Genomic DNA, 26,976 nt, shown 5'->3' on the forward strand with positions numbered 1-26,976 from the left:
AGACACAGTGCTGCTCAACGGCAATAACGGTGCTGCTCAGAAGACCAACTACTCAGTCGAGGACCGCGAGCGCGGCATCTTCACCGACCCGTCGAAGGTGCACCCGATCGGGCATGAGGGGAAGCACTTCAGCGTTCCCGGCATCCACATCTCAGAGCCGTCGCCGCAGCGCACGCCGGTGATCTACCAGGCCGGTGCGAGCCCGCGCGGAGTGAAGTTCGCGGCCGAGAACGCCGAGGCCATCTTCGTCGCCGCCCCCTCGAAGGAGGTGCTCGCCGGCACGGTGAAGCGCATCCGCGATGCCCTGGAAGCCGCCGGCCGCGACCGGTGCGACGCCCGCATCTACACACTGCTCACGGTGATCACTGCCGCGACGAGCGAGGAGGCGACCGCGAAGCACGCCGAGTACCTCTCCTATGCGAGCCCCGAGGGCGCGCTCACCTTCATGTCGGGCTGGATGGGCGTCGACCTCTCTCAGTACGCAGAGGACGAGCCGGTCGGGAACGTCGAGTCGAACGCGATCCAGTCGGTGCTGCAGCACTTGAAGGAAGAGGCCGACCTCGGCCGCGAATGGACCGTCGGCGACTTCGGACGCCACAACGCGATCGGCGGCCTCGGCCCCACGGTCGTGGGCTCTGGTGTCGAGATCGCCGACGAGCTGCAGTCCTGGGTGGAGGAGACCGACATCGACGGCTTCAACCTCGCCTACGCGGTCACACCCGGCACGTGGCAGGACGTCATCGAGCACGTGATCCCGGTGCTGCGCGAGCGCGGCGTCTACCCGAATGAGTACACGCCCGGCACCTTGCGCAACAAGTTGCAGGGCAAGGGAGACCGCGTGCAGGACACGCACCGCGCCGCGAAGTACCGGGTCGGGGCGTTCGCGCCGAGCGTCTGAGTGCAGTACTCCGGAATAGAACAAGTAGTATTTGTACTCGCAGTACAAGCGTCATTGGTGCAGACCGCGTTCCCGAACACTCCGAGCGCATGGAATTGAAGGGCAGGGACATGACGACCAGACTCAGTGCCCGCGCCTCCCGCGATGACGACGGATCGTGGACGATCGAGATTCCGGAGCTCACCTCCGAGACGCCCAGCGGCGCAACGATCGTGGCGACAGGCAGCGCGCTCACTTTCCGCGGAATCAAGAAAGCCGCCTCCGACCTCGCGTCCGTCTGGCTTGATGTCGAGCCCACTGATGTCGAGGTCGACGTCGTCATCGATGCGCCCAGCCGAGTTATGCAGTTGCTCGCGGAGAGCAATGACGCGACGGCCGCCGGAGAGGCGGCGATAGAACGAGCGGACAGGCTCCGGCGCGAAGCAGCTCGTGCGCTCCGCGCCGATGGCTACCCTCTCGAAGCAGCCGGCGCTATCCTCGGCGTCACGTACCAGCGGGTGCAGCAGCTCGCCAGCTAGTACGCGCACGTTCTTGAGGCGCCTGCCGGGGGCGAGTTGGATCACCAGCACTCCGACGACGCAAGTCGCTCGACGCAAGTCGCTCGACTCACCTCCACGGAAGGAGCAGATCATGGCTCGAGTGATCGTCCACGCGACCGTGACCCTCGACGGGTTCCTGGCGGATGCGGACGGCGGAGTCGACTGGATGTTCGGTCGCCCCTCCGCTCCCGAAGACGATGTCGTCGTCGAGAACGTCATGAAGAACATCGGCGCCATCGTCGGCGGGGCGAACAAGACGCAGACCATCGACGACGGCGAGATCCCCTATGGCGGCATGCTCAAGGTGCCGGTCTACCTCATGACCCACAGCGAGCACGAGCCGATCGAACGCGACGGGATCACCTACACGTTCGTGGTCGACGACATCGCGCAGGCGGTCGAGTCAGCCGCGCAGGCCGCGGGCGACAAGTGGGTCAGCCTGCTCGGCGGGAGCATCTCGCGACAGTGCCTCCAGCTCGGACTCGTCGACGAACTCCACCTCGACGTCGCGCCGGTCCTGCTGGGCGACGGCGTCTCCCTGTTCGCCGGGCTCGGGCAGCGCATCGAGTTGGAACGCCTCGAGACCTCGGCCTTCGCGAGCGAGACCCACCTTCGCTACCGCGTGCTCCGCTAGGACCTCTCGCCGAGAACGCGTCCGACGAGGGGGCCGCGCCGTCAGTCGTCGCTGCGGCTGAAGATCCCGCGCAGAACGAGGAACACCACCACGGCGACGACCGCGACGATCGCGAGCTTGAAGATGAACGCGAGCACCGAGAACAGCGCGCTCACGATCCACCACGCGATCACGACGGCGAGGATGACGCCGAGGATGGTCCAGATGTTCTTGGTCATACCTCCAGCCTACGGAGTCGAGGCTGGGGGGATCTCCTCGAGCGAGCGATAGACGGGCAGTCCGCGCTCCTGGGCGATCTCGACATCCTTGTCCGCACCTGACGACTCACCGGGAAGGCGCAGCACGGCGTCGCAGTGCTGCAGCAGCCGGTACGCCGTCTCGTACATCACGTCGCCATCACCGGCTTCGGCGGCATCGAGGGTGCGCAGGATCGGCAGCGCCGCCCATTCGCCGATCATCGGCACGTGGCCGAGGCGGAAGATCGGCCCGGAGACCTCTTCGAGGCGCGCCAGGTTCTGGGCGATGAGTTCGGGGTCGCCGCCGGTGCCCGAGCGGTACGGACCGGCGATCAGGATCAGGAGTGGTTTCGTCATGGGGATGACTGTAGTCTGAATCATGCAATAACGTGCAACTTCGTGAGGAAACATATGCTGGCCGCGCAACGCAAGGATCACCTGCTCGCTCTCCTGGAGCGTGACGGACGGGTGGTGGCGAAAGCCGTCGCCGACGAGCTCGGCGTTTCGGAGGATGCCATCCGCCGTGACCTCCGAGAGCTCGCGGACGAGGGCAGACTCCTGCGCGTCTACGGCGGTGCGCTGCCGATCCCCGCTCCCGAGCCCCCGGTTCGCGAACGCGCCGCGCTGGCGACCGAGAGCAAGGAACGCGTCGCGCGCGCGGCGGTGGCCACCGTCCGCCCCGGATCGACGATCGTCCTCGACGCCGGCACGACCACGCTGGCGATGGCCCGGCTCCTTCCCTCCGGCACAGGGATCACCGTCATCACGCCGAGCCCCGCCATCGCCCTCGCCGTCGCCGAGCACTCGGACGCGCGGGTGATCATGATCGGCGGCGAACTCTCCCGACACTCACTGGTGACCGGGGGCGGCCTGGCCATGGAGGCGATCCAGCACCTCGCTGCCGACACGTTCTTCCTCGGTGCCACCGGCACCGACCCCGAACGCGGCCTCACCACGGGCGAACTCGACGACGCCGTCACCAAGCGCGCACTCGCTTCGCGCTGCGCCGCGACCGTCGCGCTCGCCAGCGAGGAGAAGATCGGCGCCGTCGCGCGCTACCCCGTCCTGGCGCTCGACGCCGTCACCGCTATCGTCACCGACCCCGCCGACACCAACCCCCTCATCGCGGAGGTCGAAGCACGGATCGGCAGCCCGGCGTGATGGGCGCCGATGGCCGACCGCACTAGCGTGATCCCATGAGCTTCACGCCCCTCCGGTCCCGGTCGCGCAACCTCTACACCTGGTTCGCCACTCGCCCAGATCTCTTCGTCTCCGAGCGCTCGCCCCGGAAGTCGACGACGTGGGTCGTGATCGCCGGGCTCATGGTGGTCGTGATGCTCCTCGTCTACCTCAACCCGGAGGCGACGGTCGAACTGCTCGGCGGACGCGTGCGCAGCGGGCTCGCGATCGCCGGTGCCTTCTTCCTCCCGCCGGCTGTCTTCGTCGCCGCCATCGTGATGTTCTTCGTCAGTGCGCGGCGCTGGCGGATCAAGGGCGGCGGCGTGCTGACGAATCCGGTGATCCACGGCGTCGCCGCAGGATTCCCGCTCGATCAGGCCCTGTCCACGTTGCAGCGCGGCAGCTCGGACAGCGCCGGGATCGTCGCCGCCCTGAAAGACGTGATCGCACACCGGGGCGATGACCGACTCCTCACGATCTGGACGTCCGACGCCGACCGGGCGATGTACATCGGCGTGATCCGCGTCGCGGGGAAGGAACTCTGGATCGACTCCGAGCCGCTCGCGCTGGACCCGGCGCTCTTCTTCGACGCGAAAGACCTCGACCTCGCCGCGATGCGCGAGCAGGCCGGCCTCGGCGGTCGCTGAACCCAGGCGGCATCCCGGAGGCGCGGATCAGGGCAGGGCGCGACCGAGTCCGGGGAACTCGAGCGAGGCCTGCTCCGGATCACGCCACGCGCGGTACGCGAGGGCATCGGGGCTCGTCACCCCATAGGCATCACGCAGCGCAGCGACGCATCGCTCGGCAAGTTCCCGGAAGTCGACCGCGTACGCGGGCAGCGGAAGCTCCGCGGTCCAGTTCGGCTGCGCGACCCCCGGCTCCTTCCACCCGGTGGCCCGCAGCACCGATTCGTCGGCATCCGCGACCATGTCGCCCCCCGGCGCCTCGGCGTGGAGCATCTCGGGGTCTCCGGCGAACTGCACGTAGCGCAGCGGGTCGCCATCGACCGAGACGATGAGGAACACGCGGTCGGTCACACCGCGGAGCGCCGTGATGAGACGGAGTGTGAAAGCTCCCCATTCCGACGGCTGCGCGTCGGACGGTCGCGGGACCGGGCGCTGCGCGACGGCGTCTCGGGTCGACTGCGCCCACGGCATCGGCTCCGGTGTGCGCGTGGTCGTGAAGGCGAGGTCCCGGTCGTCGACGGGCACGAACTTCAGCCACGACTGCAGTTCGGGCCGCTCGAACCCGAACCTCTCGAACCCCTGCTCGGCTGCGCGCGGATCGCGGGTGTCGAGGCGTGCCAATGCTCCGTCGCCGGGCTCGACCGTGACCGGGATGCCGCGATACGTGCCGTGGTGTGCGACGCGGAAGCACTCCAGCTGCTCGTCGGGTGCGATGTTGCGGACCCACCCGCTCCCGATCTTCCGGAAACCCTCGACCGGGGTGGGGCTCCAGAGCGCCCAGTTGCCTCCCGGAGAGGCGAGCGGGTACTCCGTGTTCCCCACGCGCACGTATCGCCCCGACTTCTGCATGGTCAGCACCCCGGCTTCCGGATCGGCGTCGCGAGCACGCGCATCGTCTTCGGCCACCGCGCGCTGCACGTCATACGAGCCACCCTAAGCGAGCCGTCCGACCTCGCGGTCGACGACGACCGTCAGTCCCCCTCGCCCCGATCGACGAGAAGGGCGTGCAGGTGTCCGGCGGCCGCGAGGAGCGCGACGCTGCGCCGTGTGAGCGCGACCAGCCGGCCCTGGAGGATGCGCTGCACCTCGCCCGTGTCGGCATGCTGCCGCACGTGTTCGAGGATGCGCGAGATCGCGGGGATGCCGTAGCCGCCCGCGCGCAGGGCGGCGACGATGCGCGCCTCGGTGATCGCCGCCGCGCCGTACGACCGCGTGGATGCCGTGCCGCGGAGCGGATGCACCAGCCCTTCCTGCTCCCAGTGACGGAGCGCGGACGGGCGGATGCCGAGGGCCTGCGCGAGTTCGCCGATGGTCATCGCATCCGCGTCGTCGAAGTCTTCGCCGGCTTCGACCAGAGCGACATCGAGACCGCGCAGCGCCTCGCGCACTCGGGAGCGCTCGGCCGCGAGACCGACATGCAGGTCATCGATGCGCTCGGCCGCGGCCCCGACCGGCGCCCCGATCAGAGTCGGCATCAGTCGCCGGGCGGGCACGGGGCCGATGGCCGCCGCCATCGCACGATAGGCGCGCGCGGCGGTCTCGTGCCGCCCCGCATAGCGGCGGTAGCCGTTGGCTCCGCGCTCGGCCGGAGGGATGACCCCGAGCCGCTCCAGGTCGCGCACCTGCTGCGTCGAGTAGCCCACGCGTCGACCGAGCGCAGCCGTCGTCATGACATCCTCTTGAGGGTTTGGCATGTGATTCGCCCTCCTTCCCGCTTCCAAGTCCACATAAGCACGTGAACCTCATCATTGAGGGATGACAATGCAGGAGATCATCGAAACAGTCCGTGGCTTCGACGGCGCCCTCGTCGTCACCCCCGAAGCGGGCAGCGACTTCCCTGCGCTTTCCTGGGGAGACGCCTACTTCTATCACGCACCGGACGGGCGGATGCCGGAGCGCACCCAGCCGTACGGAACGATCATCACGAAGGACTACCCCGACGACACGGCTTCCGCGCTGAATGCGCCAGGGCGGTTCCGTGTGAACATCCACGTCGGACGCGAGCAGGTGGCGTCGCTCGTCCCCGTGGATACCGCGCCGGCGGAAGTCGACGTGTTCCAGCGGCATCCGCTCTACGGCGCGGCCGGGTGGGTGTGCGTGATCGACCCCGCGGAGCGCACCTCGGAATCCGTGCTCGATCTGCTCCGCCAAGCGCACGAGTCCGCCCGGCAGCGGTCCCAGCGCCGGGCGAGGTGAACATGACCACCGTGCAGGGCATGACCGAGGCCGACCGCAGGATCGTCGCCGTGTGGGCGGCCGACTGCGCCGAGCGGGCACTGCCCCTGTTCGAAGCGGAGGCGCCGGACGACGACCGCGCCCGAGACGCCATCGCCCGGGCACGAGCATTCGCCCGGGGTGAGCTCAGCGCCGCCGAAGAGATCCGTCGGCGGTTCGTCGCGGGCAGGGCCGCCCACAGTGCGACCTCGCCGGCAGGGGCTGCCGCCGCGCGGGCCGCCGCACAGGCCGCGGGCGTCGCCCACATGGGCGCCCATGCACTCGGAGCGGCGGCATACGCCGCGAAAGCCGTGGAGCTCGCGCACCCCTCGGCGCCCGAGGCACGCGCCGAAGAGGTGCGCTGGCAACTCGCCGCCCTGTCCCCTGAAGCATCCGCCGCTCTGCGCGCACTCCCCCCGCTCGGCGAGGATTCCGCGGGCCCTCTCGGCCCCGGCCTGCTCGCCACCGGCACGCTGGGCGAGGTGATCCGCGAGATCCAGGCTCACCTCCGCTGACGCGTCGTCCCGAGCTTCAGCCCCGATTCAGCGTCGACCGGCCACACTGGAGGAATGCGGATCCTGGTGGTGGACGACGAGGTGCGCCTGGCCGAGGGTGTGCGCCGCGGCCTGGAAGCCGAGGGCTTCGCCGTGGACGTCGCGCACAACGGCGTCGACGGGCTCTGGCGGGCACGGGAGACGCGGTACGACGCGATCGTGCTCGACCTGATGATGCCGGGCATGAGCGGCTGGAAGGTGTGCGAGGCGCTGCGCGCCGAGGAGAACTGGACGCCCGTGCTGATGCTGACCGCCAAGGACGGCGAGTGGGACCAGGTCGAGGCGCTCGAGACCGGCGCCGACGACTACGTCACCAAGCCGTTCTCGTTCGCGATCCTCGTCGCCCGCCTCCGCGCCCTCGTGCGCCGCGGAGCCGTCGCTCGCCCCGCGGTCCTGGAAGCCGGCGACCTGCGACTCGACCCCGCCGCCCACCGCGTCTGGCGAGGCGACACCCCGATCACGCTCACCGCGCGCGAGTTCTCGGTGCTCGAGTATCTGATGCGCCACCGCGGCCAGGTGCTGTCGAAGCGCGCGCTCATCGAGGGCGTCTGGGACGACGACTTCGACGGCGACCCCAACATCGTCGAGGTCTACGTCGGGCACCTGCGCCGCAAGCTCGACAAGCCGTTCGGCCGCGAGGCGATCGAGACGATCCGCGGTGCGGGCTACCGGCTGGCGGCCGACGGTGGCTAGTCGCAACTGGCGCTCGGTGCGCGGGAGGACCACGCTCGGGGCGACGGTCGTCGTCGCGGTGGCGTTGCTCATCGGCGCCTTCTCGTTCTACGGGGTGCTCAGCGCCAGCATCCACGGCAGCACGGAACGGGCGGCCGAGCAGCGCCTCGACGAGCTCGCCGAGCGCAGCGACGGACCGGGCCGCGGCGGGATCGACGCCCTCGAGGACGAGTTCGTGCAGCTCATCGGCGCCGACGGATCGGTGCGGGCGGCCAGCGAAGACGCCAGGGAAGCGCTCGGTGCCGCGGCCCTGCCCGTGTCCGACGACCCGCAGACGCTGACCGTCGACGGGGAGCGGATGCTCGTCGTCTCGGACGACCTCGATGACGACCAGACACTAGTGCTGGCCGTTTCGATGGATGACGACGCCGAGACCCTGACGACGGTCGCGACTCTGCTCGCCATCGCCGTGCCCCTGCTCCTGCTGCTCGTCGCGGTGACCACCTGGCTCGTGGTCGGCCGGGCGCTCCGACCGGTCGAGCGCATCCGCGAGAAGGTCGACGGCATCACCGCCGAGCGCCTGCACCAGCGCGTGCCGGTGCCCGAGACGGCCGATGAGATCGCGGCACTCGCGACCACCATGAACGGCATGCTCGATCGACTCGATGCCGCGGCCACCGCGCAGCGGCGCTTCGTGTCGGACGCCTCGCACGAGCTGCGCTCCCCGCTCGCGACCATCCGTCAGCACGCCGAGCTCGCGCAGGCACACCCCGACGTGACGAGCATCGCCGAGCTCGCCGAGGTCGTCTCGGAGGAGGGGCTGCGCTTGCAGGGCATCGTCGAGTCGCTGCTGCTGCTCGCCCGGCTCGACGAGGGTGCGAGCACGCACGACGAGGCGGTCGACCTCGACGACATCGCGCTCGGTGAGGTGCGCCGGCTGCGGGCCGCCGGGCTCGACGTCGACGGCTCCGGCATCCAGGCGGCCAGGGTGAACGGCGATCCCCGTCTGCTCGGCCAGCTGCTGCGCAACCTCGCCGACAACGCGGTGCGGCACAGCCGCGGACGGGTCGCGATCGGCGTGACCCCCTCGGGCGGTCACGTGTTCGTGACGGTCGAAGACGACGGCACCGGCGTGCCCGCCGAGGAGCGCGACCGCATCTTCGAGCGCTTCGTCCGCCTCGACGAGGCGCGCAGCCGCGATGCCGGTGGCAGCGGACTGGGTCTCGCGATCGCGCAGGGCATCGCCGCCTCGGCTCGCGGAACGCTCGCGGTCGACGACTCCCGCTGGGGCGGCGCCCGCTTCGTCGTCACGCTGCCCCTCGGCGGCTGAGCGCTGATCGGCCGTTCCTGAAGACCGCTTCAGGAGGCTTCAGGGAGGCTTCAGCGCCGGCGCGAGACCATCGGGACATGGACGACAAGACACCCACCCCGGACCAGACTCCCGACCAGACCCCCGCGAGCACCCCGGATGCGCAGACCGTTCCGGTCACCCCCGCTGCGGACGCGGCCACGCCGGCAGCCGGTGTCGGGCAGCACCCCACGTTCCCCGCGGCCGAGCCGGTCGCCACCCCCGCGGCATCCGCGCCGAAGCCCGGGCGCAAGCGTGCACTCCTCATCGGTGGTGGCATCGCTGCGGCCGTGATCCTCGCGGGCGGCGGTATCGCGGTCGGGGCGGCCATCGGCGATGAGTTCGGCGATGACGACGACCGGCCCGCGATGTCGGACGGCCCGCGTCACGACGAGGGAGCGCCCCACGGTGATCGCGACGACCGCCGCGACGACGACGACGGCTCGTCGAACGACCGCGGTCCGGTGACCGGCATCGGCACGGCATCGGCCGACGAGCTCATCCAGATCGCGGATGCCGCACGAGGCGCCGCCGAGGGCGAGGTCACGTCGATCGACGCGAAGCGTGACGGCACCTGGGAGGTGCAGCTCACGACCGCCGACGGCACTGAGACCGACGTCCGCGTCGACGAGACCCTCGCCGCTTCCGTGATCGAGATGGATCCAGCCGACGGCGACGACAACGGTCCCGCGCTCACCCTCGACGACGCCACGATCCGCTCGCTGGTCGACGCCGCGCTTGCGGAGGCCGACGGCATGATCACCGACCTCGATGTGGACGGCGACGACGTGAGCCCCTACGACGCGTCGGTCCTCACATCGGACAACCGCTCGATCGACATCGACTTCAGCGCCGACTTCGCCGTCGTCGGGACCGACATCGACTGAGCCGAGGGCCTCGTCCCCGGGCCGTCCTGCGACGTCCGACATCCCGATGCCGCCGCCCCTCCCCCGGGGGCGGCGGCATCGTCATGCGCCGGGGCGGACACGGCGACGGCTAGCATTCAGGGATGAGCACCTCCGGACCGATCGACGACATCTCCATCGGCGGCGAAGTGATCCGCCTCGGACAGTTCCTCAAGTTCGCCGGCCTCCTCGACTCGGGCGGCGACGCCAAAGAGGTCATCATCGACGGATACGTGACCGTCAATGGCGAGGTGGACCGACGCCGCGGACGCCAGCTGCGCGACGGCGACCTGGTGTCGTTCGAAGGCCGAACGGTGCGCGTCCGCCCCTGACGCGGGAGCTCAGCGGACGTCGCGCGGCAGGACCTTCCGCACGGTCACGACGATCAGGGCGATCAGCAGGCCGACCAGAGTCACATCGGCCACGATGTACGCGTAGTGCGCCCAGTTGGTCCCGGCGGCGGCGAGTCCCGCGATCACCAGGTCACTGCGCTGGTTCAGCACGGGGCGGATGACGGCGACCTCGATGAGGTAGACGAACCAGATCGACCCGAGGATGCTCAGCGTCGCGCGCCCTGCCCGCACGCGCACGTTCACCACCGTGAGCACGATCAGCACCACGCCCGCGAGCACGTTCAACGCCGTGAAGACGAGCCGCCCGATGCCCAGTCCGATCGGGATCGTGACACCCGGCGCCAGGAACTTCAGCGGCGCTTCCAGGAACGAGATGGCGATGATCGCGCCGAGCAGGAACGCCGGCAGCAGCAGACGGAGGGCCGTGGTCGTGCGTGCCATTCCCGTCACCGGTTCCCTTCGCCTGCAGATGGATCCGTGTCCGACGCTACGCCGACCTCTCGATCGAGGCGCCGCCGAGCACCGTGCTTAAGCGCTGCTCACAACCACTCGAACACCTGCTCGATGAGGATCCCGACACCGATGACGGTCATCGCGATGCCGGCGAGGCGGGTGACCAGCGAGCTCGCGCGTGGGCGGGTGCGCAGCAGGCGGCGGGCGAGCAGTCCGACCGTCGTGTAGACGACGGCGATGTTGAGCAGATGGAGTCCGCCGAGCGCGAGCATCTGCGTCGTCGACGACCAGCCGTCCGGACTCGTGAACTGCGGCAGCAGGGCGAGCAGGAGCAGCAGCCCCTTGGGGTTGATGCCGCTCACTCCCGACCCGCGCAGGAACTGGGACCATCCGCCGGTCGCGATCGGCTCCCCGCTCTCGGCGATCGGCGCCGGGCGGCTGGCGAGCGTCGTCGCGCCGAGGAAGATCAGATAGAGCGCACCGACCACGGTCAGGGTCGTGAGCGTGACGGGATACGCGGTGACGAGCGCGCCGAGCCCCAGCGCGACGGCGACGATTACCACCGTGTAGCCGGCGAGCATCCCGAGGATCGAGGGTGCGATCGAGCGGGCGCGCAGCCCGGCCGATATCGCGTACGCCCAGTCGGCACCGGGGGTCAGCGCGAGCATGACCGCGACCAGCCAGAACTGCATGACCAGTGCGATATCCATCGGTCCTCCTCAATCCGAGGAAGAGACTACGAAGGATCCCGCGAAAGGTGCTTCGATTCTTCGCGTGCTGACGGCTGAGTCCTGCAAGACTTGTCGCCATGGATGCACTTGACCGGGAGATTCTCTCGCTATTGCAGGATGACGGCCGGATGAGCGCGACGAACCTCGCTTCGCAGGTCGGTCTGAGCCTCTCGGCCTGCCATCGACGGCTCAAGGAGTTGGAACAGTCCGGGGCGATCGAGCGGTACCGCGCGGTGGTGGCTCCGAAGGCGGTCGGGCTCACGTTCGAGGCGATCGTGTTCGTGACGATCGGGCGCACCGACAAGGACACCATCGTCGCGTTCGAAGAGGCGGTCGTGGCCATTCCCGCGGTCGCCGAGGCGCAGCGCCTGTTCGGCGACCCCGACTACATGCTGCGCATCCTCACCCGCGACATGAGCGCGTACCAGGAGCTCTACGACAGCACCCTCGGAGCGCTCCCCGGCGTGCAGCGGCTCACCTCGACCATGGTCATGAAGCGCCTCGGCGCCGACCGCGCGGTGCCGATTCCCTGACGGGCGGAGAAGCGTCACCGCACGCGGACGTGCCTATCGATTCCAGTGCCGAAGCTTGTCGGGGTTGCACACGATCCAGATGTTGGACAGCAGATGCGATCGCATCTCGGCCGTGAGCGCGGCGACGATGCGCTCCCCACGAACCAGCGTGAGGCCCGGCACACCGTTGACCGACGCGGTGGCGATGAAGGTCCCCGGCGTCATCAGCGCACGCAGCTCCGACGCGGCCGCCTCCGGCCCCGTCGCCGGCATCGGACCGGTCGGAACGTGACCGCCGCTGTCGATGACCACCACGACCTCCGGGTGGAGCAGCACCCGGATCGCGTCCTCGTCCAGTGCGCAGAGTGCACTTCCGAAAGTCTCGATGGTGTCGGCATCGGCAGCATCATGACGGCGCCGGCGCAGCCACGCCGGGTAGTGCTTGCGGGTCATGCGGTGACCGCGTTGACGTGCCCGAGCTTCTGCGGACTCATCACCCAGAGCAGCTGCAGGATGCCCTCGCTCGACGTGGTCACCGTGACCATGGTCGTCACCTCGCCGTCCTCGACGAGGGTGGCCGCGGGCTGGCCGTTCACCTGCACCCAGTCGATCGTCTTCCCGATCCAGAAGTGGTGCGCGAACGCCGCGACGAACTGCGCCACGCGCCCGCGACCCACCACCGGGATGCGGGCGGCGAGCTTGGTGCCATTGCCGTCGGTGTAGCTGACGACATCGGCCGTGAAGAGGGCTTCGAGCTCGTGGGCATCGCCCTTCTGGGCGGCCGTGAGGAACGCCTCGAGCAGCCGACGCTGCGCCACCGGGTCGACGTGGGCGTTGCGCGCGGACGACAGGTGCGCCCGTGCCCTGCTGACGAGCTGCCTCGCGCTCACGACACTGCTGGAGATCACCTCGGCGATGCGCGGGTACGGATAGTCGAACGCCTCGCGCAGGATGTACGCCGCCCGTTCGGTCGGGGTGAGCTTCTCGAGCGTCAACAGGATCGCGAACTGCAGCGCCTCCGCCCGTTCGGCGCCGAGCGCCGGATCGTCATCGGTATTCACGGGCTCGGGAAGCCACGGGCCGATGTACGTCTCCCGCCGCGAATGCGACGACTGCAGCACATTGATCGAGAGCCGGGTGGTGATCGTCGTCAGGAACGCCACGGGTTCCTGGATCTTGCTGCGATCCGTGTTCTGCCAGCGGATCCACGTCTCCTGCACGATGTCTTCGGCATCGGCGACCGTGCTCAGCATCCGGTACGCGATGCCGAAGAGTCGTCGGCGGTGCGTGTCGAAGACCCGTACCGCCTCGTCGAGGTCTGCGGTCTCACCGAATCCGCTCTCGGCCATCGTCACGCCCTTCGCCCCCCTGTCTTCATCGGAGTCCTGCGACCAGGCGTCGGCCCTCTTCGTGAACCCAGGCATCGAGGGTCGTGGACGCGAGACGCAGCGGAGACCGAGGAAGCAGCAGGTCTCCGGAGATGTTGAAGCCCAGGGTAGTGGTGTCCTCGTCCTCGACGACATAGCGCGGGTCATGGTCGACGCGGAGCACGCGACTCACGAACTCGGGGAGGGCCATCTGCTCGGGGCCTCCGAAGTCGACCGCGCCGCCGAGCGGATCCCCCATCGCCAGGTCGACCAGCGCTTCGGCCACGTCGGATGCCGCGACGGGCTGTACGGGCTTCGGTGGCAGATGCACGGTGTCCTGTGCGGTGTTCCACTCCGCGATCTTCCGCGCGAAGTCGTAGAACTGCGTGGATCGGAGGATGGAGTGGGCGATCGGCCCCGACCGTACGAGGTTCTCCTGCATGCCCTTGGCGGCGAAGTATCCGTCTTCCCCGGCGTGATCCGCGCCGACGATCGACAGCACGACGTGATGCTTCACTCCCGCGCGCTCCTCCGCCTCCAGCACACGCTGCGTGGTGGTCTCGAAGAACTCGCGTGCGGCGGAGCCCGAGACGTCCGGGGCGTTGGTGACGTCGATCACGGCATCGGCGAACTCGAGCGCCGCATCGAGGCCCTGCCCCGTGCGCGCATCCACGCCGCTCGCCGGCGCAGCCACCACGACCGCCTGAGCTCGACGCTCGAGTTTCTCGACGACCATCCGGCCCACCTGGCCGGTCCCACCCAACACGACGATCCGCATCTCGCTCGCTCCGTTCCTGGGTCCCGCGCCGTGCGCGCAGGGGGTTCTCGTCAACAGTGACCGGACAGCACCTCGAAGTGTGACAACAGTCGGAGAACTTTCACGTGGCAGCCCGGATCCGTCGTCGTTCGTAGATCAGGGTCGCGGTCAGCAGGAGCGCACCGATGACGATGCCCGCGGTCTGGGCGGGCAGCTCGGAGACGGAGAAGACCCCGACGAGCGCCAGGGTCACGAGGGCACCGCCGAGTACGGCATTCACCGCGCCGACCATGCTGGCCATGGTGAACAGGAACGAGGAGCGCGCGTACCGCACCCCGAGCTCGCCGGACTGGGGCGCGTCGAGCGCGATCAGCTCGGAGCCCCGCGGATGCAGGCTGACGAAGTACTCGCGGATCCGCTCCATGCGTCGACGCGCAGTGATGTTCTCGACGCTCGTGTCGACGAGTCTCACGACCGTGAACCATCCCAGCGCGAAGATCGCCGGCAGGACGGTGAACGCGAGAATACCGATCAGGGCGGGCGAGTTCGCGGCGAACCCGATGGCCACCAGACCGCTGGACAGGGTCGACAGGTAGATGGAACTGCGCGTTCCCGCTTCGCTGATCGTCGAGCTCGCCGCCGACTGCAGCACGAACAGCTCCGTGCCGACCGCGCTGTTCAGGGCCGAGACATCGGGCCTCTCATCGGTCATGATTCGCGCCGTCGCTCGGCGTCAGTGCGGGAGAACGCCTGCTCGCTGATGGTCGACATGTTCACCTTCCGGATCGTGGGGCGCGATATCGCCCTGCCCACAGCAGAGACCGGGCGGGGGATCCGGTTGTGACAGGCCTTGAGCGAACAGCCCCTCCGAGGTGTCACAGGGCGAAGTGGTTCGCGGTCACATTGGCGTCCGAGAAAAGATCAGGAGAAGCAGATGGAAAGCAGTCTCAGAAGCAAAGTCGTGCTCGTGACCGGTGCGTCGTCGGGAATCGGCCGGGCCGCCGCCCTCGCCCTCTCCCATGAAGGGGCGATCGTGGTCGCGGCCGGACGTCGCGCCGAGCGCTTGCAGACGCTGGTGGAGGAAGCGCCAGGAGAGATGGTGGCCATGGAGCTCGATGTGACCGAGCCGGAATCCGTCGACCAGGTCGTCTCTGCGGTCGTCGCCCGCTTCGGTCGGCTCGACGCCCTCGTGAACAACGCCGGTCTGATGCTCGCGGGCATGATCCTGAACGCGGACACGGACGAGTGGGTGCGGATGGTGGAGACCAACCTGCTGGGTTCGATGCGCGTTGCCCACGCGGCGCTCCCCCACCTCATCGAGTCGCACGGCTCGTACGTGCAGGTGTCGTCGACGTCGGGTCGCATCTCGTCGCCCGGGGCTGCCGCCTACTCGGCGACGAAGTTCGGCATCACCGCGTTCGCCGAGTCGTTCCGCCAGGAGGCGACCCCGTACGGGGTGCGGACGATCGTCGTGGAGCCGGGCTTCGTCGCCACGGAGCTCGTGAACCACACCACCGACCCGGTGATGCGGGAAGCGGCCGATCGCATCGGTGAGTCGATGCGCACCCTCCAGCCCGAGGACATCGCGGCGGCCGTCGTGTACGCCCTCGGGCAGCCCGATCATGTGGCGGTGAACGAGATCCTGGTGCGGCCCACCGATCAGCTGCACTGAGGATCACGGCTCCCTCCGTGTCGCGAATGGTGCGCCGCCGTCGTCCTGACGGCGGCGCACCTTCGTCTCACGGCGTTCCGGCACCGTCTCCCGGCGGTTCGGCGACGTCGGCCACCGCCTGGGCGAACGCGTGGGGCGCCTCGGCCGGGAGGTGATGCCCCGCGTGCGGGATCCGGCGATGCTCGCGCGGGCCGGTGAACAGGTGCGCCTGCGGCGTGCCGTCGGTCGCCGGGAAGTTGCCGTCCGCCATGCCGTCCAGCGTGATCGTCGGAACGCTGATGGGCGGGGCCGACGCCAGTGCGCGCTCGAGCTCGTCGTACTTCGGCGCCCCGGGTGCCAGTCCGAGCCGATGACGGTAGGAGTGGATCACGACGTCGACGTAGTCGGGGTTGTCGAACGCGGCGGCGGCACGATCCATCTCGGCATCGCTGAACGCCCACTCCGGCGAATTGCGGCGCCAGATCACGTCGGCGATCTCGCGTCGGTTGGCGTCGAGGCCTCGGCGTCCGCGATCGGTGGCGAAGTACCAGAAGTACCAGAATCCGGCTTCCAGGTCGGGACGGATCGGCGTCTGAGAGGCGGCGATGTTCTGGATGAGATACCCGTTCACCGAAACGAGGCCCGAGATCCGCTCGGGCCACAGCGCCGCGACGACACAGGCGGCGCGACCGCCCCAGTCGTACCCGGCGAGGACCGGCTCGTCCAGGTCGAGGGCGTCGATGAACGCCAGGAGGTCGGACCCGAGCGCCGCCTGCTCTCCGGTCCGAGGCGCGTCCTGATCGCGGAACCGGGTGCCGCCGTGGCCGCGCAGATACGGGACGATCGCCCGGTATCCGGCTTCGACGAGCATCGGCGCGACTTCGACATAACTGTGCACGTCGTACGGGTAGCCGTGCAGGAGCACGACGGGATCCGCCTGCGGGTCGCCGAGGTCGAAGTAGGCGACGGAGAGGTCTCCCGCATCGACACGGCTGGCGGCGGGAAACGCGGAGGGGGCAGTGGTCATGGTCATTCCTTCTCTGGCCGATGGTGCGGCGCCCCGCACCGCGGTGGCAGTGCGGGGCGCCGCGGTCGTGTCAGGCCGCGCTCGACGTCTGGCTCGCGACGTACGCCTTGCCGGCGGAGGCGATGACCTCGGCGACGATGTCGGGGTTCGACACCAGGGCGGCGTGCGATGCCCCCGCGATCTCGCGCGTCGCCCGAGACGACGCACGCTCCGCACCGGCGCGGAAGACGGCGAGGGGGATGTTGAGGTCCTGGTCGCCGAACACGTGCCAGGAGGGGATGCCCTTCCAGGCCGGGTTCGCGGCGGTGACCGCATCCGAGAGCGCCGCCTCGGTGACGGGCCGCTGGGTCGCGGCCATGAGGGCGGCGACGTCCTCCGCCACATCTGCCGCGAACTGGTGGTGGAAGGCTTCCGTGCGAATGGCGAACTCGTTGCCACCGGTCGTCACGGGGTACGCGGTGAGGGTGTCGCCGAGGGTGCTTCCCGGCGCGCTCGTCGACAGGTCGAACGCGCTCTGGCCGGTCTCCGGGACGAACGCCGAGACGTAGACGAGACCGACGACGGCGGGGTTGTCGGCCGCAGCCTCGGTGATCACGATGCCGCCGTAGGAGTGGCCGACGAGGATGACGGGTCCGCCGATGGAGGCGATCACATCGCGCACGTAGGCGGCATCGACGGCGAGGCTGCGCAGCGGGTTCGCGGCGGCGACGACCGTCACGCCGTGGCTCTGCAGCCGGCTGATGACGCCGTTCCAGGACGCGGATTCGGCGAACGCGCCGTGGACGAGGACGATGGTGGGCTTTTCCGTGGACATGGTTTCTTCTTTCTTCGGGGGCGGGGTGGGTGGTGCGGGGTCAGGCGACGGTCAGGGCTTTGCGGAGCACGTGGATGGCCTGCTCGATGGCGGCCGTCGTGGCGGCGGAGCTGCGCAGCGGGTTGAGCATCATGAAGTCGTGGAGGGTGCCGTCGTAGCGCACGAGGGCCGTCCGCACGCCGGCCTCGATGAGCTTGCGACCGTATGCCTCACCCTCGTCGCGGAGCACATCGTTCTCGTCGACGATGAGGAGGGTCTCCGGCAGCCCCTCGAGTTCGCTGATCGGGGCGCGCAGCGGGGAGGCGGTTACGTCCTTGCGGGCTTCCACATCGGGCAGGTAGCAGTCCCAGAACCACGCCATCGCGTCGGCGCGCAGGTGGTATCCCTCGGCGTACTCGCGGTAGCTCTCGGTGTTCTGGCCGGCATCGGTGACCGGGTAGTACAGCGACTGGTGCAGGAAGACGACGTCACCGCGCCGCTTGGCGAGGATCGCGACCACCGCGGCCATGTTCCCGCCGACCGAGTCGCCGGCGATGGCGAGTCGTGAGGCGTCGAGGCCCTTGATCGCGCCCTCGTTCATGATCCACCGCGCGGTGGCATAGACCTGCTCGATGGCGACGGGGTGGTGCGCCTCCGGCGAGCGCTCGTATTCGACGAAGACGATCGCCGCCTGCACACCGTTCGCGAGCTCGCGAACCAGACGGTCATGCGTGCCGGAGTTGCCCAGCACCCAGCCGCCGCCGTGGACGTAGAGCACGACGGGGAGCTCCCCGGTCGTGCCGACGGGCTTGACGATGCGCACCTGCACGTCGCCGACCTCCGCGCGGACGGTGACCCACTCGTCGGTGACGTCGGCTTTCGCGATGGGCCCGGCCTGGACGTCGTCCAGCAGTGTGCGCGCGCCGTCGACACCGAGGTCGGCGAGGAACGGGGGCTTTCCTGCGGCTTCGGCGAATGCCCGGGCTTCGGGCTCGAGAACATGGTCGGTCATGGCAGATCCTTTCTTGGGGTGCGAGCCGGTCCGGATCGTCACCGATCATGGGCTCTTGCAAGCCAGGACCAGGTGAGGCCGAAGAATGTGACGACATCTTCGGAGCCGGTCCGCCGCCCGTCGGTCGGTGTCACAACGCGAGCGGCTGCGCGGTCATGTTCGTACGGAGAGGATCCGGAACCGGCATCGGCAACGAGGGAGAGACATGCGAATCACGGTCATCGGCGGAACAGGACTGATCGGCACGAGGCTCGTCCGCACGCTGCGAACGAGCGGGCACGATGTCATCTCCGCCGCTCGCGCCACCGGCGTCAACTCGTACACCGGCGAAGGGCTGGAGGATGCTCTGGTCGGCGCGGACGTCGTCGTCGACGTCTCGAACTCGTCGTACACCGACGAGGAGGCCGCCCGCGACTTCTTCTACACCTCGACGATGAACCTGCTCACCTACGGCGAGGCCGCCGGAGTCCGCCATCACGTCGCACTCTCCGTCGTCGGCACCGACCGTCTGGCCCGTGCGGAGGGCGGTTACTTCGTGGCGAAAGAACAGCAGGAGCGGATGATCGTCGAGTCGCGACGCCCATACTCCCTCGTGCACGCCACCCAGTTCTTCGAGTTCATCCGCAACATCACCGACCAGGCGGCGCGCAGCGGCGCCGTCCGTGTCGCGGATGTGCTCGTGCAGCCGATGGCCGCCGACGATGTCGCCGAAGCGGTCGCTCGCACGGCCGTCGGCGAACCGCTCTTCGGCATGGTGGAGTTCGGCGGTCCGGAGGTCTTCAGCCTCGAACAGATCGCCGCCCAGGATCTCCGGGCCCGGCAGGACGAGCGTGAAGTGGTCGCGGACCCTCTCGGCACCTATTTCGGAGCGCGTCTGCAGAACCGCGATCTACTCCCCGAAGCGACCGCGACGATCGCTCCCACGAGGTACCACGAGTGGCGTATCGCGGCGACCGTCTGAAGACCAGACCGTGCGCGATGGCATCCGTCACAACGAGGGCTGCCACTCGGTCATAGCTGATGGGCACCCCTTCGGCGCCCCGGAAAGGAAGGCATGAAATGGCAAAGATCGTCGTCATCGGAGGAACCGGCCTCATCGGTTCGAAGGTCGTCGCGAAGCTGAGCGAGCACGGCCACGAGGCCGTCGCCGCCTCTCCCAACACCGGCGTCAACTCGCTCACCGGCGAAGGACTCGCCGAGGTCCTGGTCGGCGCGAACACGGTCGTCGACGTGTCCAACTCGCCGTCGTTCGAGGCCCAGGACGTCCTGAAGTTCTTCACCACCTCCACGCGCAACCTGCTGGCAGCCGAGGCGGAGGCGGGCGTGACCCACCACGTCGCGCTCACCATCGTGGGCACGAACCGCCCGCAGCACATCGACTACTTCGCCGCGAAGGTGGCGCAGGAGCAGCTCATCCGTGAGTCGGGCATCCCGTACTCCCTCGTGCACGCCACGCAGTTCTTCGAGTTCGTCGGCAGCATCGCCGACATCTCGACCGAGGGCGACACTGTGAGCCTGCCGGGCGCGCTGATCCAGCCCATCGCAGCCGAGGACGTGGCGACCGCCGTCGCGCGCGCTGCGGCGGGCGAACCGGCCGGCGACTTCGAGATCGCGGGCCCCGAGGCCATGGGCATGGACGAGTTCGCCCGGCGCGCGCTGACGTTCCGTGGCGACGCCCGCACGGTGGTCCGCGACGACACCGCTCCGTACTACGGCGCCGTGATCGAGGAGCGCACCCTCATCGCCGTCGAGGGCGCGCACATCTTCGAGACGACTCTCGAGGAATGGCTCCCGCTGAACCCGCCTCGCAAGTAGCGGAAGCGCACCGGCCCACACCACGAAGCGGGCACCCACTCGACCGAGAGAGGGTGCCCGCTTCTTCGGGTTACTGGTAGGTCACCGTCGTGTCACCCTGCGGGCCTTCACGCCCGCCGGAACCGCGCGGCCAGCGCCGGGTCGACGTCGACATCGCCGAAGGATGCCGTCCACGCCCCGTCCACCGCGATCGATTCGCCGCTGAGGTACGGAGCCTCGTCGGAGAGCAGGAAGGCGGTCACCGCGGCCACTTCTTCGGCGCGGGCGATGCGTCCCATCGGCGGCCCTTCGGCGAGTCCACGCTCCTCGGCGGCGGGGTCGGGGGCTGCGGCGATCTTGGCTTCGAGGTGCGGCGTGCGCACACCGCCGGGGGCCACGGTGTTGGCGCGGATGCCGAGGCGGCCGTAGCTCACCGCCACGCTGCGGGTCAGTGCGTCGATGCCGCCCTTGGTGAACTCGTAGGCCGCGTGGTCGGGGTGGCTGGCGCGGCCGTGGATCGAGCCGACGTTGACGATCGCTCCGGCGAGGCCTTGGTCGATGAAGGCCGATACTGCGGTCGAGCAGCCCCAGATGTAGCCGAAGCCGTTGATGTCGAGGATCTCGCGCACGACGCTCTCATCGAGCTCGTGCAGCGGGGTGTGCTTCGTGATGCCGGCGTTGTTCACCCAGCCGGCCAGGGGTGCCCGTGCGATCGCTGCCTCTGCGGCCCGCTGGTGGACGGCGCGGTCGGAGGCGTCCCCGAGAACGACCTCGGCCACGATCCCCTCCTCGAGCGTGCCCGAGCCCGGAGACCGCTCCAGCCCCACGACGATCCATCCATCGGCGGTCAGTCGCTCGGCGATGGCGCGACCGATGCCCTTTCCGCTGCCGGTCACCACGACGCTGCGTGCGGATTCGGTCATGATGTGTCCCTCTCGGCGCTGAAGTGGGTCGGATGCACTTCCCGTTTGCTATAGCAATCACGAGCATAGCCGGGAGGATGGTCGTCAGCGCAAGCGGATCAGCCTCGAACACTGCCGAGGCTCCTCGGATGACGAAGACTCCTCAGACGGCGATCGCGCTGACGGACGCATGGGCGCGACGACCGTCCTGCACACGGGTCTCGCTGTCGACGACCGCGAAACCCGCCCGCTCCAGGTGCGCGGACATCCCGTCGATCGTCACGACTCAATTCCGGGTCAGGATGGAACCGGATGCCGGCGGGAGACGAATAACCAGTGTGAGCAACGACAACGACATCATCCGTGAATCGTTCGACGCCGCGGAGCGATTCTCCGAGATCTTCGAACGACATATCGACGCGGTCTCCGGCTATGTCGCCCGCCGCGTCGGACCGGCGGCGAGAGACGACGTCGTGAGCGAGACCTTCCTGATCGCGTTCCGCAAGCGGGGGCGCTACGACATGTCCAGGCCATCGGCGTTGCCGTGGCTGATGGGCATCGCGACGAACGTCCTCGGCCAGCATCGCCGCGCGCAGGCCCAGCACTGGCGAGCTCTACAGGCGTCCGTCGCCCAGAGCGACCCGATCGCCGCGGACGACCACGATCGATCGACTGCGCAGCTCGATGCGGCCGGGGAGATCGAGCGCCTCTATCCGCGGATCGCAGCCCTCTCCGCCCGCGACCGGGAAGTCCTCTTCCTGCACGCGTGGGGAGACCTCACCTACGAGCAGATCGCCGCCGCGCTGCGGATCCCGGTCGGCACGGTGCGATCGAGGCTGAGCCGCATCCGCACCAAACTCGCGGCCCCACCGCCGTCGCCACCGCCGAAGGCTCCGCATGAGCCCCGGCCCGCGACCGCACACATCCGACTTGCTGAGAAAGAGATCATCCATGGACATCCTTGACACGGTGCGCGAGATGAAGCCCACCTACCCCGCGTCTTCGCAGGCTCCCCGTCGCGCCCTCCACCAGGAGATCGCCCGGTCGCGACGCCGACGCCCCGTCGGACGCATCGTCGCGGTGGCACTGGCAGGCACGGCCGTCGCCGCGGTGGCGGTGACAGCCACCGTCCTCACTCCCCCGGGAGTCGTCGGCCAGCCACAAGCGGCCTCAGCATCGACGTACCTCAACGAGACCGCGGCCTCCATCCGCGCCGCCGTCGCCGCGCCGATGGAAGTGACGATCACGACGCGGCACCTGGGCATGATCGGCGGCCCGAACGAGAAGTTCCTGCCGTTCGGAAACCTCAGGTCGGATGCGACGGCCGCCGTCGTCACCGAGTCGAGCGCGAGCTATCTCAGCGCGACCGACGGCACGTACTCGCTCACCGGCCGTACCGATTTCCATGCGGCGGAGCTGTTCGGGAACGAGGCAGAGGTCGAGCGGGCGTGGACGGGGTACTACGGCGCGGCGTATCCGATCGGCGCGGCTCCGGCGACGTCGACCGAGGTCGAGCCGGGCGAGGGCGATGCGACGCTTCCCGTCTCCCCCACGGACTTCCCCGCCGACCCGGCGGCATTCCTCGCCGCGTGGGAGCGTGGCATGGAATCGCAGCTCGTCGCTGAGAAGGCTGCCGCGGCGAAGATGCCCCAGGACGGCGATCCCGAGACCAACGGGCTGTACGACAGCATCGAGGAGCGGCTCGCGATACCGGCCGCCGAGCACATGCTGAACGAGCTCGGGCATTCGGTGCCCATCCTGACGGCATCCCCCGAGTATCGAGCGACGTTCCTCGAGGCGCTCGCGCTGGCCGACGGGATCACCGTCGAGGACGGCACCACGGCCGACAAGGTGCTCGTCTACGAGACCGACGACGCCCGGTTCCGCCTGACGGTCAACCCCGAGGCGGGCGCCATCGTCGAGATCGAGAAGTTCCTGCTCCGCGTGCTCCCGGAGCCGTGGAGCAACCACACGAAGGACGACCCGCTCGTCGAGGTCGGAACGACACCGTTTTTGCCGGAGGACGTGGCGGACTTCTCCGCATCCTTCACGGCTGCACCCGCGGACTGACGCGTCCGCACCTCGTGCCCTTCTCATCCGCGATGCCGGGTGAGGAGGGCACGTCGCCGTTCACGGCACGGTGGCCCGCGTCTCAGCGCAAGGACGGGTTTACCGGCTCCTCCGCTTCACACGCTCATCTGAGGGCGATCGCACCCAGCCCGTCGGAGGCGACCGCCCCTGACGACATCCCCGGAACGAGGACGCACGGCTGATAGCTGACGCCCGACTGTCGAGCTGCGGGATCATCCGCCAGCAAGGCCTCGGCCGCCACTCGCCCCAGACTGTTCAGCTGCGGGTCCACCGAGGTGAGGAATCGATCGGGACTCCCGCTGTACTTCGACCAGTTGTCGTAGCCGACCAATGCGACGTCGTCCGGGACCCGGACCCCCGCCTGTTCGAAGGCACGGGCGACGCCCAGAGCGATGTAGTCGTTGCCGCAGAACACGGCGTCGAACTCACCTCGCCGTTCGAGCAGCTCGAGACCGGCCCGGTAGCCCCACGGAATGGTCCAGTCACCGAACAGGGGTTCCGACAGCGCGATCTCGATGCCGGCTCCGGCGAGCTCGGCACGAAAACCGCTCAGACGATCCTGGACCGCCCGCGAATACTCCATCGCGGTCACGTGCGCGATCCTCGTTCTCCCCTGGCGAAGGAGGTGCGCGGCGGCAAGCCGCCCGGCCTGCACATCGTCAGGGAGGAAGCACGTGTCCTCCGGGTTGTCCGAGAGTCCGAAGACGTGGATCACGGGCGTCTGGAACGACTCCGATATCGAGGGGAACGGCACGTCCGTGCCGTCACCCACCACGATGATCCCGTCGACTCGGCGGGCCTGCAGCGTGCGAAGGTTCTGCGGCCGGGCGGCGACATTGTCCTCATCGTCGTAGACGAGCACGGCGACATCGTGCTTGCTGAGCTCCGCGATTATCCCGGTGATGACCGGAGTCGAGAAGTTGCCCGATGCCTTCTGGGCGAGAACACCGACCGTGAAACTGCGCCCGAGCGCGAACGACTGCGCGAGCGCATTGGGCCTGAAGTCCAGTCGTGCCGCGGCCTCATGGATGCGCTGCCGCGTCTCGACGGATACATGTCCACCGCCGTTGAGCACGCGCGAGGCCGTGGGCACAGAAACACCCGACTCTGCCGCGACATCCTTCAAGGTCACCGGCCGCCTCATCGCGCTCCTTCCCGACCCGTCATCCACTCAGGATCCCACGAGCCGCCGCGCACCGCGCATTTCTATGACCCCACCAGGTCCGAGATCGTCAGCCCCGACAACCAGGACTCGTTCATCGTGACCTCGGCGTCGTCGACCGCACGGTCATGTGTGGATTCGAACATCTCACGCGCGAGGATCTGCGCGGCGATCGTACGGTCCTCGGGAACGGCCATGTCCAGGCCCTCGGCCGCCTCCGGTCGAGCGCGTGTCAATGCATCCAGGGCGCCTGGATCGCCCGTCAACGCGGCGGCGTCCGCCTTCTCCTGCTCCGATGCCGCATCCGCCATCTCCTGGAACTCATACTGTTCGAGGGTCTTCTCCACCGGCCCGTAGAGCACTTCCCCTGCTTGGGAGGACGCGTGACGTGCGGCTTTGTCGGCTTTCCACCGCTCGACCAGGCTTTCGAAGGACGCGTCATCGATGAATGTGAGGGCGACCGCGCCCTGCCGACGGACGACCCCGTCGACGCAACGCGCGGCTGCCTGGTCAACCAGAAGTTCGCCCGCACGGCTGTCGCGCACCGGGTCCGTGTCGTCCACGACCCACCCCTTCTTGGACGCGGTATCCATGACCGTGGCTCGAACCTGACTGACGCAGTATCGGAACTCATCCGCATGAACCGGTGTTCCGTTCACCTCCATGGCGGTGCCGTTCTTCGCGGCACCCGGTGATGCGGGGGCGGGAGCGCATGCGCAGAACCCCAGCGCCATGAAGAGGGCGATGCACGCCGCAACGTACGGTCGTTTCACTGGTGCTTCCTTTCGGTCTCTTGCCCGGGTCACCGCTTCGGTTCCGCCCCCGCAGGGTGTTCGAACGATCGATCTTCCGATCGCTCGAACACCCTGCGCTCGGACGGCTACGGCTTCTTGGCCACGACCGGGCCGCTGTATGCGCCGATGTTCGGTGCGGCCGTCCCCGACACCGCATTGCCCCAGTAGTCGCGGCCCCCGTTGCCGGAGATGATGCGGCCTGCCGCGATCGCCGGCGATCCGGCCGTCAGCTTGTAGCCGTCGACGGTGTTGAGACCGTCGCCTCCCGTGCCCGGGTTGGCGAACAGCGGGTCGGCGTTGATGGCGTTGGCATCTGCCGCAGGGCCGGCGAACCCGTGATAGACGTTGCGGTCGACGGTGATCCCCCGATCGGTATCGAACCGGGTCAGGCTCGAGCCGACGAAGATGTTGTTGGCGACCGTCGAGTTCGCAGCGAGCCGGATGTCGAACGCACCGCCCGGGTTGTAGAGCGTGTTGTTGTACATCTCGAGCTTGACCTTGGCGTTGCCACCGCTGCCGGCGTTGACGATCCCCTCGCCCTGCGACACGTTGTATCGCACGACCAGCTTGGGGGTGTCGGTCTGCGCCGGACCGAAGCAGGTGAGGCACTCGAGGTAGAACCCTCCGGCATTCTCATGGCTGTAGTTGTACTGATACGTGCACGACCCGGTGATGCCCCAGTCGCAGTCCCAACCCATCGAGTCGGGGCCCGGCTCGGTGCGGGCCGACTCGTTGAACTGGAGAACCGGATTCGCGCTCGTATAGGCCCAGATGCCGGCGATCGCGCCGCGGTTGACCGCGCCGCGTCCGGCGTCATAGCTCACGTTGCGCTCGACCAGGGGGTCGATGGAGACGCCGACGAGGATCGAGTCCGCGGCCGCGCGAAGCACGGAGTTGCCACGGATGACGACGTTGCGGTTGTGGTTGATGGTGTCGTCCCCATTCGGGGAGCCGACGATCGCGATACCCATCGATTTCACGTCGCGGATCGAGTTGTCCTCGATGGTGACGCCGTCGAAGTATCCCGTGAGCCCGCTGGCTTTGGCCGGCAGGCGAACCTGGATTCCTGCCGAGACGTAGCGGTCTGCGGCGTTGCGGTCCGAGCGGCCGGTGACGTCATGGACATCGAGGTTCTTGATGGTGATGCCGGATCGCACCTCGTTGCCGGTGTTCTCCACGAGCACGCCGCTGCGCTTTCCCTCCGCAGCGGCGATGTTCGTCACCTCCAGGCCGTCGACCGTCCAGTAGCTGACGTCCCTCAGGGTGACGGGCGCTTCGACACCGCCTCCCCCGTTGATGATCGGTTTCGCGCCGGTGCCGTAGCTGCCCAGAACGATCCGTTTCGCAGAAGTGCCACTCCCCGACGCCGTGAAGGAACCTGCGCAGGTCGTGCCGGCTTTGAGTCTGATCGAGTCTCCCGCAGCGAAGGCACCCCCCGGAGCCTGGATCGCGGCGAGCGAGTTCCATGGACTGTCCTGCGTGCCGGTCCCATTGGCGGTCGCCGCGCAATCGACGAAGAACGTGGTGTCCGCGGCGTTCGCGGGTGCCGCTCCTGCCCCGGTCAGGGCGCTCAACACGACGGCGGCTCCGACAGCGGCAGTGATCGCGGCCCTCCAGCGGCCCGGCTTCTGTCGCGTTGCCGCGACGGCGGATGGAACAGAATGCATGGTGCACTTCCTTTCTTCGGGGGGCCCGAGCGGGCGCTCGGACCG

At 68.8% G+C, this 26,976-nt stretch carries 34 protein-coding genes; 17 read left to right on the forward strand and 17 right to left on the reverse strand.

What is annotated here, in order from left to right; genetic code table 11:
* The 3 genes from OC372_RS13330 to OC372_RS13340 form a co-directional block, all read left to right on the forward strand.
* Positions 1 to 898, forward strand: an 898-nt coding sequence (locus OC372_RS13330) for an NtaA/DmoA family FMN-dependent monooxygenase (protein WP_262002349.1), incomplete at its 5' end; no start/stop codon positions are given.
* Positions 899 to 1,008: 110 nt separating this feature from the next.
* Positions 1,009 to 1,416: a hypothetical protein gene (locus OC372_RS13335; protein WP_105712105.1), complete on the forward strand. Its 408-nt coding sequence runs from the start codon at positions 1,009 to 1,011 to the stop codon at positions 1,414 to 1,416.
* 112 nt (positions 1,417 to 1,528) lie between these two features.
* Positions 1,529 to 2,071 carry a dihydrofolate reductase family protein gene (locus tag OC372_RS13340; RefSeq protein ID WP_262002350.1) on the forward strand — a complete coding sequence of 181 codons (543 nt, stop codon included), beginning with the start codon at positions 1,529 to 1,531 and terminating at the stop codon, positions 2,069 to 2,071.
* A 41-nt stretch (positions 2,072 to 2,112) separates the two neighbouring features.
* On the opposite strand, the gene OC372_RS13345 is transcribed toward OC372_RS13340, so the two are convergent.
* Positions 2,113 to 2,289, reverse strand: a complete 177-nt coding sequence (locus tag OC372_RS13345) for a hypothetical protein (RefSeq protein WP_047522894.1) — start codon at positions 2,287 to 2,289, stop codon at positions 2,113 to 2,115.
* 9 nt (positions 2,290 to 2,298) lie between these two features.
* Positions 2,299 to 2,664 carry a DUF4406 domain-containing protein gene (locus tag OC372_RS13350; protein WP_262002351.1) on the reverse strand — a complete coding sequence of 122 codons (366 nt, stop codon included), beginning with the start codon at positions 2,662 to 2,664 and terminating at the stop codon, positions 2,299 to 2,301.
* Between the two features lie 54 nt (positions 2,665 to 2,718).
* On the opposite strand from OC372_RS13350, the gene OC372_RS13355 reads away from it, so the two are divergent.
* Together OC372_RS13355 and OC372_RS13360 are read left to right on the forward strand one after the other, a co-directional pair.
* Positions 2,719 to 3,468 carry a DeoR/GlpR family DNA-binding transcription regulator gene (locus tag OC372_RS13355; protein ID WP_262002352.1) on the forward strand — a complete coding sequence of 250 codons (750 nt, stop codon included), beginning with the start codon at positions 2,719 to 2,721 and terminating at the stop codon, positions 3,466 to 3,468.
* Positions 3,469 to 3,503: 35 nt separating this feature from the next.
* Entirely contained in the window at positions 3,504 to 4,133 is a 630-nt protein-coding gene (locus OC372_RS13360; protein WP_262002353.1) for a hypothetical protein, read from the forward strand.
* Positions 4,134 to 4,160: 27 nt separating this feature from the next.
* Here OC372_RS13360 and OC372_RS13365 read toward each other — a convergent pair whose 3' ends face one another.
* Positions 4,161 to 5,078, reverse strand: a complete 918-nt coding sequence (locus OC372_RS13365) for a TY-Chap domain-containing protein (protein ID WP_262002354.1) — start codon at positions 5,076 to 5,078, stop codon at positions 4,161 to 4,163.
* A 65-nt stretch (positions 5,079 to 5,143) separates the two neighbouring features.
* Positions 5,144 to 5,842, reverse strand: a complete 699-nt coding sequence (locus OC372_RS13370) for a MerR family transcriptional regulator (RefSeq protein WP_262002355.1) — start codon at positions 5,840 to 5,842, stop codon at positions 5,144 to 5,146.
* 85 nt (positions 5,843 to 5,927) lie between these two features.
* Here OC372_RS13370 and OC372_RS13375 point away from each other — a divergent pair, with 85 nt between their 5' ends.
* From OC372_RS13375 to OC372_RS13400, 6 genes are all read left to right on the forward strand, one after another.
* A complete protein-coding gene (locus OC372_RS13375) occupies positions 5,928 to 6,368 on the forward strand; it encodes a DUF6194 family protein (RefSeq protein ID WP_262002356.1) in 441 nt (146 codons plus the stop codon).
* 2 nt (positions 6,369 to 6,370) lie between these two features.
* Complete coding sequence (locus OC372_RS13380) at positions 6,371 to 6,901, forward strand: putative immunity protein (RefSeq protein WP_262002357.1); 531 nt, start codon at positions 6,371 to 6,373, stop codon at positions 6,899 to 6,901.
* Positions 6,902 to 6,955: 54 nt separating this feature from the next.
* On the forward strand, positions 6,956 to 7,633 hold the full coding sequence (locus OC372_RS13385; RefSeq protein WP_262002358.1) for a response regulator transcription factor: 678 nt from the start codon (positions 6,956 to 6,958) through the stop codon (positions 7,631 to 7,633).
* Complete coding sequence (locus OC372_RS13390) at positions 7,626 to 8,942, forward strand: sensor histidine kinase (RefSeq protein ID WP_262002359.1); 1,317 nt, start codon at positions 7,626 to 7,628, stop codon at positions 8,940 to 8,942. The genes OC372_RS13385 and OC372_RS13390 overlap by 8 nt, the downstream gene beginning before the upstream one ends.
* A gap of 77 nt (positions 8,943 to 9,019) precedes the next feature.
* Positions 9,020 to 9,847: a PepSY domain-containing protein gene (locus OC372_RS13395; protein WP_262002360.1), complete on the forward strand. Its 828-nt coding sequence runs from the start codon at positions 9,020 to 9,022 to the stop codon at positions 9,845 to 9,847.
* Positions 9,848 to 9,969: 122 nt separating this feature from the next.
* Entirely contained in the window at positions 9,970 to 10,197 is a 228-nt protein-coding gene (locus OC372_RS13400) for an RNA-binding S4 domain-containing protein (protein ID WP_029264302.1), read from the forward strand.
* Positions 10,198 to 10,206: 9 nt separating this feature from the next.
* Here OC372_RS13400 and OC372_RS13405 read toward each other — a convergent pair whose 3' ends face one another.
* Together OC372_RS13405 and OC372_RS13410 are read right to left on the reverse strand one after the other, a co-directional pair.
* Complete coding sequence (locus OC372_RS13405; protein WP_262002361.1) at positions 10,207 to 10,659, reverse strand: hypothetical protein; 453 nt, start codon at positions 10,657 to 10,659, stop codon at positions 10,207 to 10,209.
* 98 nt (positions 10,660 to 10,757) lie between these two features.
* Positions 10,758 to 11,381: a LysE family translocator gene (locus OC372_RS13410; protein ID WP_029264300.1), complete on the reverse strand. Its 624-nt coding sequence runs from the start codon at positions 11,379 to 11,381 to the stop codon at positions 10,758 to 10,760.
* Between the two features lie 98 nt (positions 11,382 to 11,479).
* Between OC372_RS13410 and OC372_RS13415 the strand changes: the two genes are divergently transcribed.
* Positions 11,480 to 11,935, forward strand: a complete 456-nt coding sequence (locus OC372_RS13415) for an Lrp/AsnC family transcriptional regulator (RefSeq protein ID WP_029264299.1) — start codon at positions 11,480 to 11,482, stop codon at positions 11,933 to 11,935.
* Positions 11,936 to 11,968: 33 nt separating this feature from the next.
* On the opposite strand, the gene OC372_RS13420 is transcribed toward OC372_RS13415, so the two are convergent.
* The 4 genes from OC372_RS13420 to OC372_RS13435 all read right to left on the reverse strand — a co-directional run bounded on the left by OC372_RS13420 (position 11,969) and on the right by OC372_RS13435 (position 14,750).
* Positions 11,969 to 12,367, reverse strand: a complete 399-nt coding sequence (locus OC372_RS13420; RefSeq protein ID WP_262002362.1) for a hypothetical protein — start codon at positions 12,365 to 12,367, stop codon at positions 11,969 to 11,971.
* Positions 12,364 to 13,263: an RNA polymerase sigma-70 factor gene (locus OC372_RS13425; protein WP_262002363.1), complete on the reverse strand. Its 900-nt coding sequence runs from the start codon at positions 13,261 to 13,263 to the stop codon at positions 12,364 to 12,366. The genes OC372_RS13420 and OC372_RS13425 overlap by 4 nt, the downstream gene beginning before the upstream one ends.
* 25 nt (positions 13,264 to 13,288) lie before the next feature.
* Entirely contained in the window at positions 13,289 to 14,059 is a 771-nt protein-coding gene (locus OC372_RS13430) for an SDR family oxidoreductase (protein WP_262002364.1), read from the reverse strand.
* A 100-nt stretch (positions 14,060 to 14,159) separates the two neighbouring features.
* A complete protein-coding gene (locus OC372_RS13435; RefSeq protein WP_262002365.1) occupies positions 14,160 to 14,750 on the reverse strand; it encodes a hypothetical protein in 591 nt (196 codons plus the stop codon).
* 222 nt (positions 14,751 to 14,972) lie between these two features.
* Here OC372_RS13435 and OC372_RS13440 point away from each other — a divergent pair, with 222 nt between their 5' ends.
* Positions 14,973 to 15,710 (forward strand): SDR family oxidoreductase, encoded by a 738-nt coding sequence (locus OC372_RS13440; RefSeq protein WP_262002366.1) that lies wholly within the window; start codon positions 14,973 to 14,975, stop codon positions 15,708 to 15,710.
* A 67-nt stretch (positions 15,711 to 15,777) separates the two neighbouring features.
* Here the strand turns inward: OC372_RS13440 and OC372_RS13445 are convergent, their stop codons facing one another.
* From OC372_RS13445 to OC372_RS13455, 3 genes are all read right to left on the reverse strand, one after another.
* Positions 15,778 to 16,716: an alpha/beta fold hydrolase gene (locus OC372_RS13445; RefSeq protein ID WP_262002367.1), complete on the reverse strand. Its 939-nt coding sequence runs from the start codon at positions 16,714 to 16,716 to the stop codon at positions 15,778 to 15,780.
* 70 nt (positions 16,717 to 16,786) lie between these two features.
* A complete protein-coding gene (locus OC372_RS13450; RefSeq protein ID WP_029264292.1) occupies positions 16,787 to 17,530 on the reverse strand; it encodes an alpha/beta fold hydrolase in 744 nt (247 codons plus the stop codon).
* Positions 17,531 to 17,570: 40 nt separating this feature from the next.
* Positions 17,571 to 18,521, reverse strand: a complete 951-nt coding sequence (locus OC372_RS13455) for an alpha/beta hydrolase (RefSeq protein ID WP_262002368.1) — start codon at positions 18,519 to 18,521, stop codon at positions 17,571 to 17,573.
* A gap of 205 nt (positions 18,522 to 18,726) precedes the next feature.
* Between OC372_RS13455 and OC372_RS13460 the strand changes: the two genes are divergently transcribed.
* Positions 18,727 to 19,482: an SDR family oxidoreductase gene (locus tag OC372_RS13460; protein WP_029264290.1), complete on the forward strand. Its 756-nt coding sequence runs from the start codon at positions 18,727 to 18,729 to the stop codon at positions 19,480 to 19,482.
* Between the two features lie 98 nt (positions 19,483 to 19,580).
* A complete protein-coding gene (locus tag OC372_RS13465; RefSeq protein WP_262002369.1) occupies positions 19,581 to 20,336 on the forward strand; it encodes an SDR family oxidoreductase in 756 nt (251 codons plus the stop codon).
* A 107-nt stretch (positions 20,337 to 20,443) separates the two neighbouring features.
* Here OC372_RS13465 and OC372_RS13470 read toward each other — a convergent pair whose 3' ends face one another.
* Positions 20,444 to 21,238 carry an SDR family NAD(P)-dependent oxidoreductase gene (locus OC372_RS13470; RefSeq protein ID WP_105712130.1) on the reverse strand — a complete coding sequence of 265 codons (795 nt, stop codon included), beginning with the start codon at positions 21,236 to 21,238 and terminating at the stop codon, positions 20,444 to 20,446.
* Between the two features lie 317 nt (positions 21,239 to 21,555).
* Here OC372_RS13470 and OC372_RS13475 point away from each other — a divergent pair, with 317 nt between their 5' ends.
* On the forward strand, positions 21,556 to 22,182 hold the full coding sequence (locus tag OC372_RS13475; protein WP_219860811.1) for an RNA polymerase sigma factor: 627 nt from the start codon (positions 21,556 to 21,558) through the stop codon (positions 22,180 to 22,182).
* Positions 22,169 to 23,287 (forward strand): hypothetical protein, encoded by a 1,119-nt coding sequence (locus OC372_RS13480; RefSeq protein WP_262002370.1) that lies wholly within the window; start codon positions 22,169 to 22,171, stop codon positions 23,285 to 23,287. The genes OC372_RS13475 and OC372_RS13480 overlap by 14 nt, the downstream gene beginning before the upstream one ends.
* A 124-nt stretch (positions 23,288 to 23,411) precedes the next feature.
* On the opposite strand, the gene OC372_RS13485 is transcribed toward OC372_RS13480, so the two are convergent.
* The 3 genes from OC372_RS13485 to OC372_RS13495 form a co-directional block, all read right to left on the reverse strand.
* Positions 23,412 to 24,440, reverse strand: a complete 1,029-nt coding sequence (locus OC372_RS13485) for a LacI family DNA-binding transcriptional regulator (protein WP_262002371.1) — start codon at positions 24,438 to 24,440, stop codon at positions 23,412 to 23,414.
* A gap of 74 nt (positions 24,441 to 24,514) precedes the next feature.
* Positions 24,515 to 25,243 (reverse strand): hypothetical protein, encoded by a 729-nt coding sequence (locus OC372_RS13490; protein WP_262002372.1) that lies wholly within the window; start codon positions 25,241 to 25,243, stop codon positions 24,515 to 24,517.
* Between the two features lie 107 nt (positions 25,244 to 25,350).
* Positions 25,351 to 26,931 (reverse strand): hypothetical protein, encoded by a 1,581-nt coding sequence (locus OC372_RS13495; RefSeq protein WP_262002373.1) that lies wholly within the window; start codon positions 26,929 to 26,931, stop codon positions 25,351 to 25,353.
* Positions 26,932 to 26,976: the final 45 nt, after the last annotated feature.

This window comes from Microbacterium sp. Mcb102 (genome assembly GCF_024519805.1).
GTDB lineage: Bacteria > Actinomycetota > Actinomycetes > Actinomycetales > Microbacteriaceae > Microbacterium.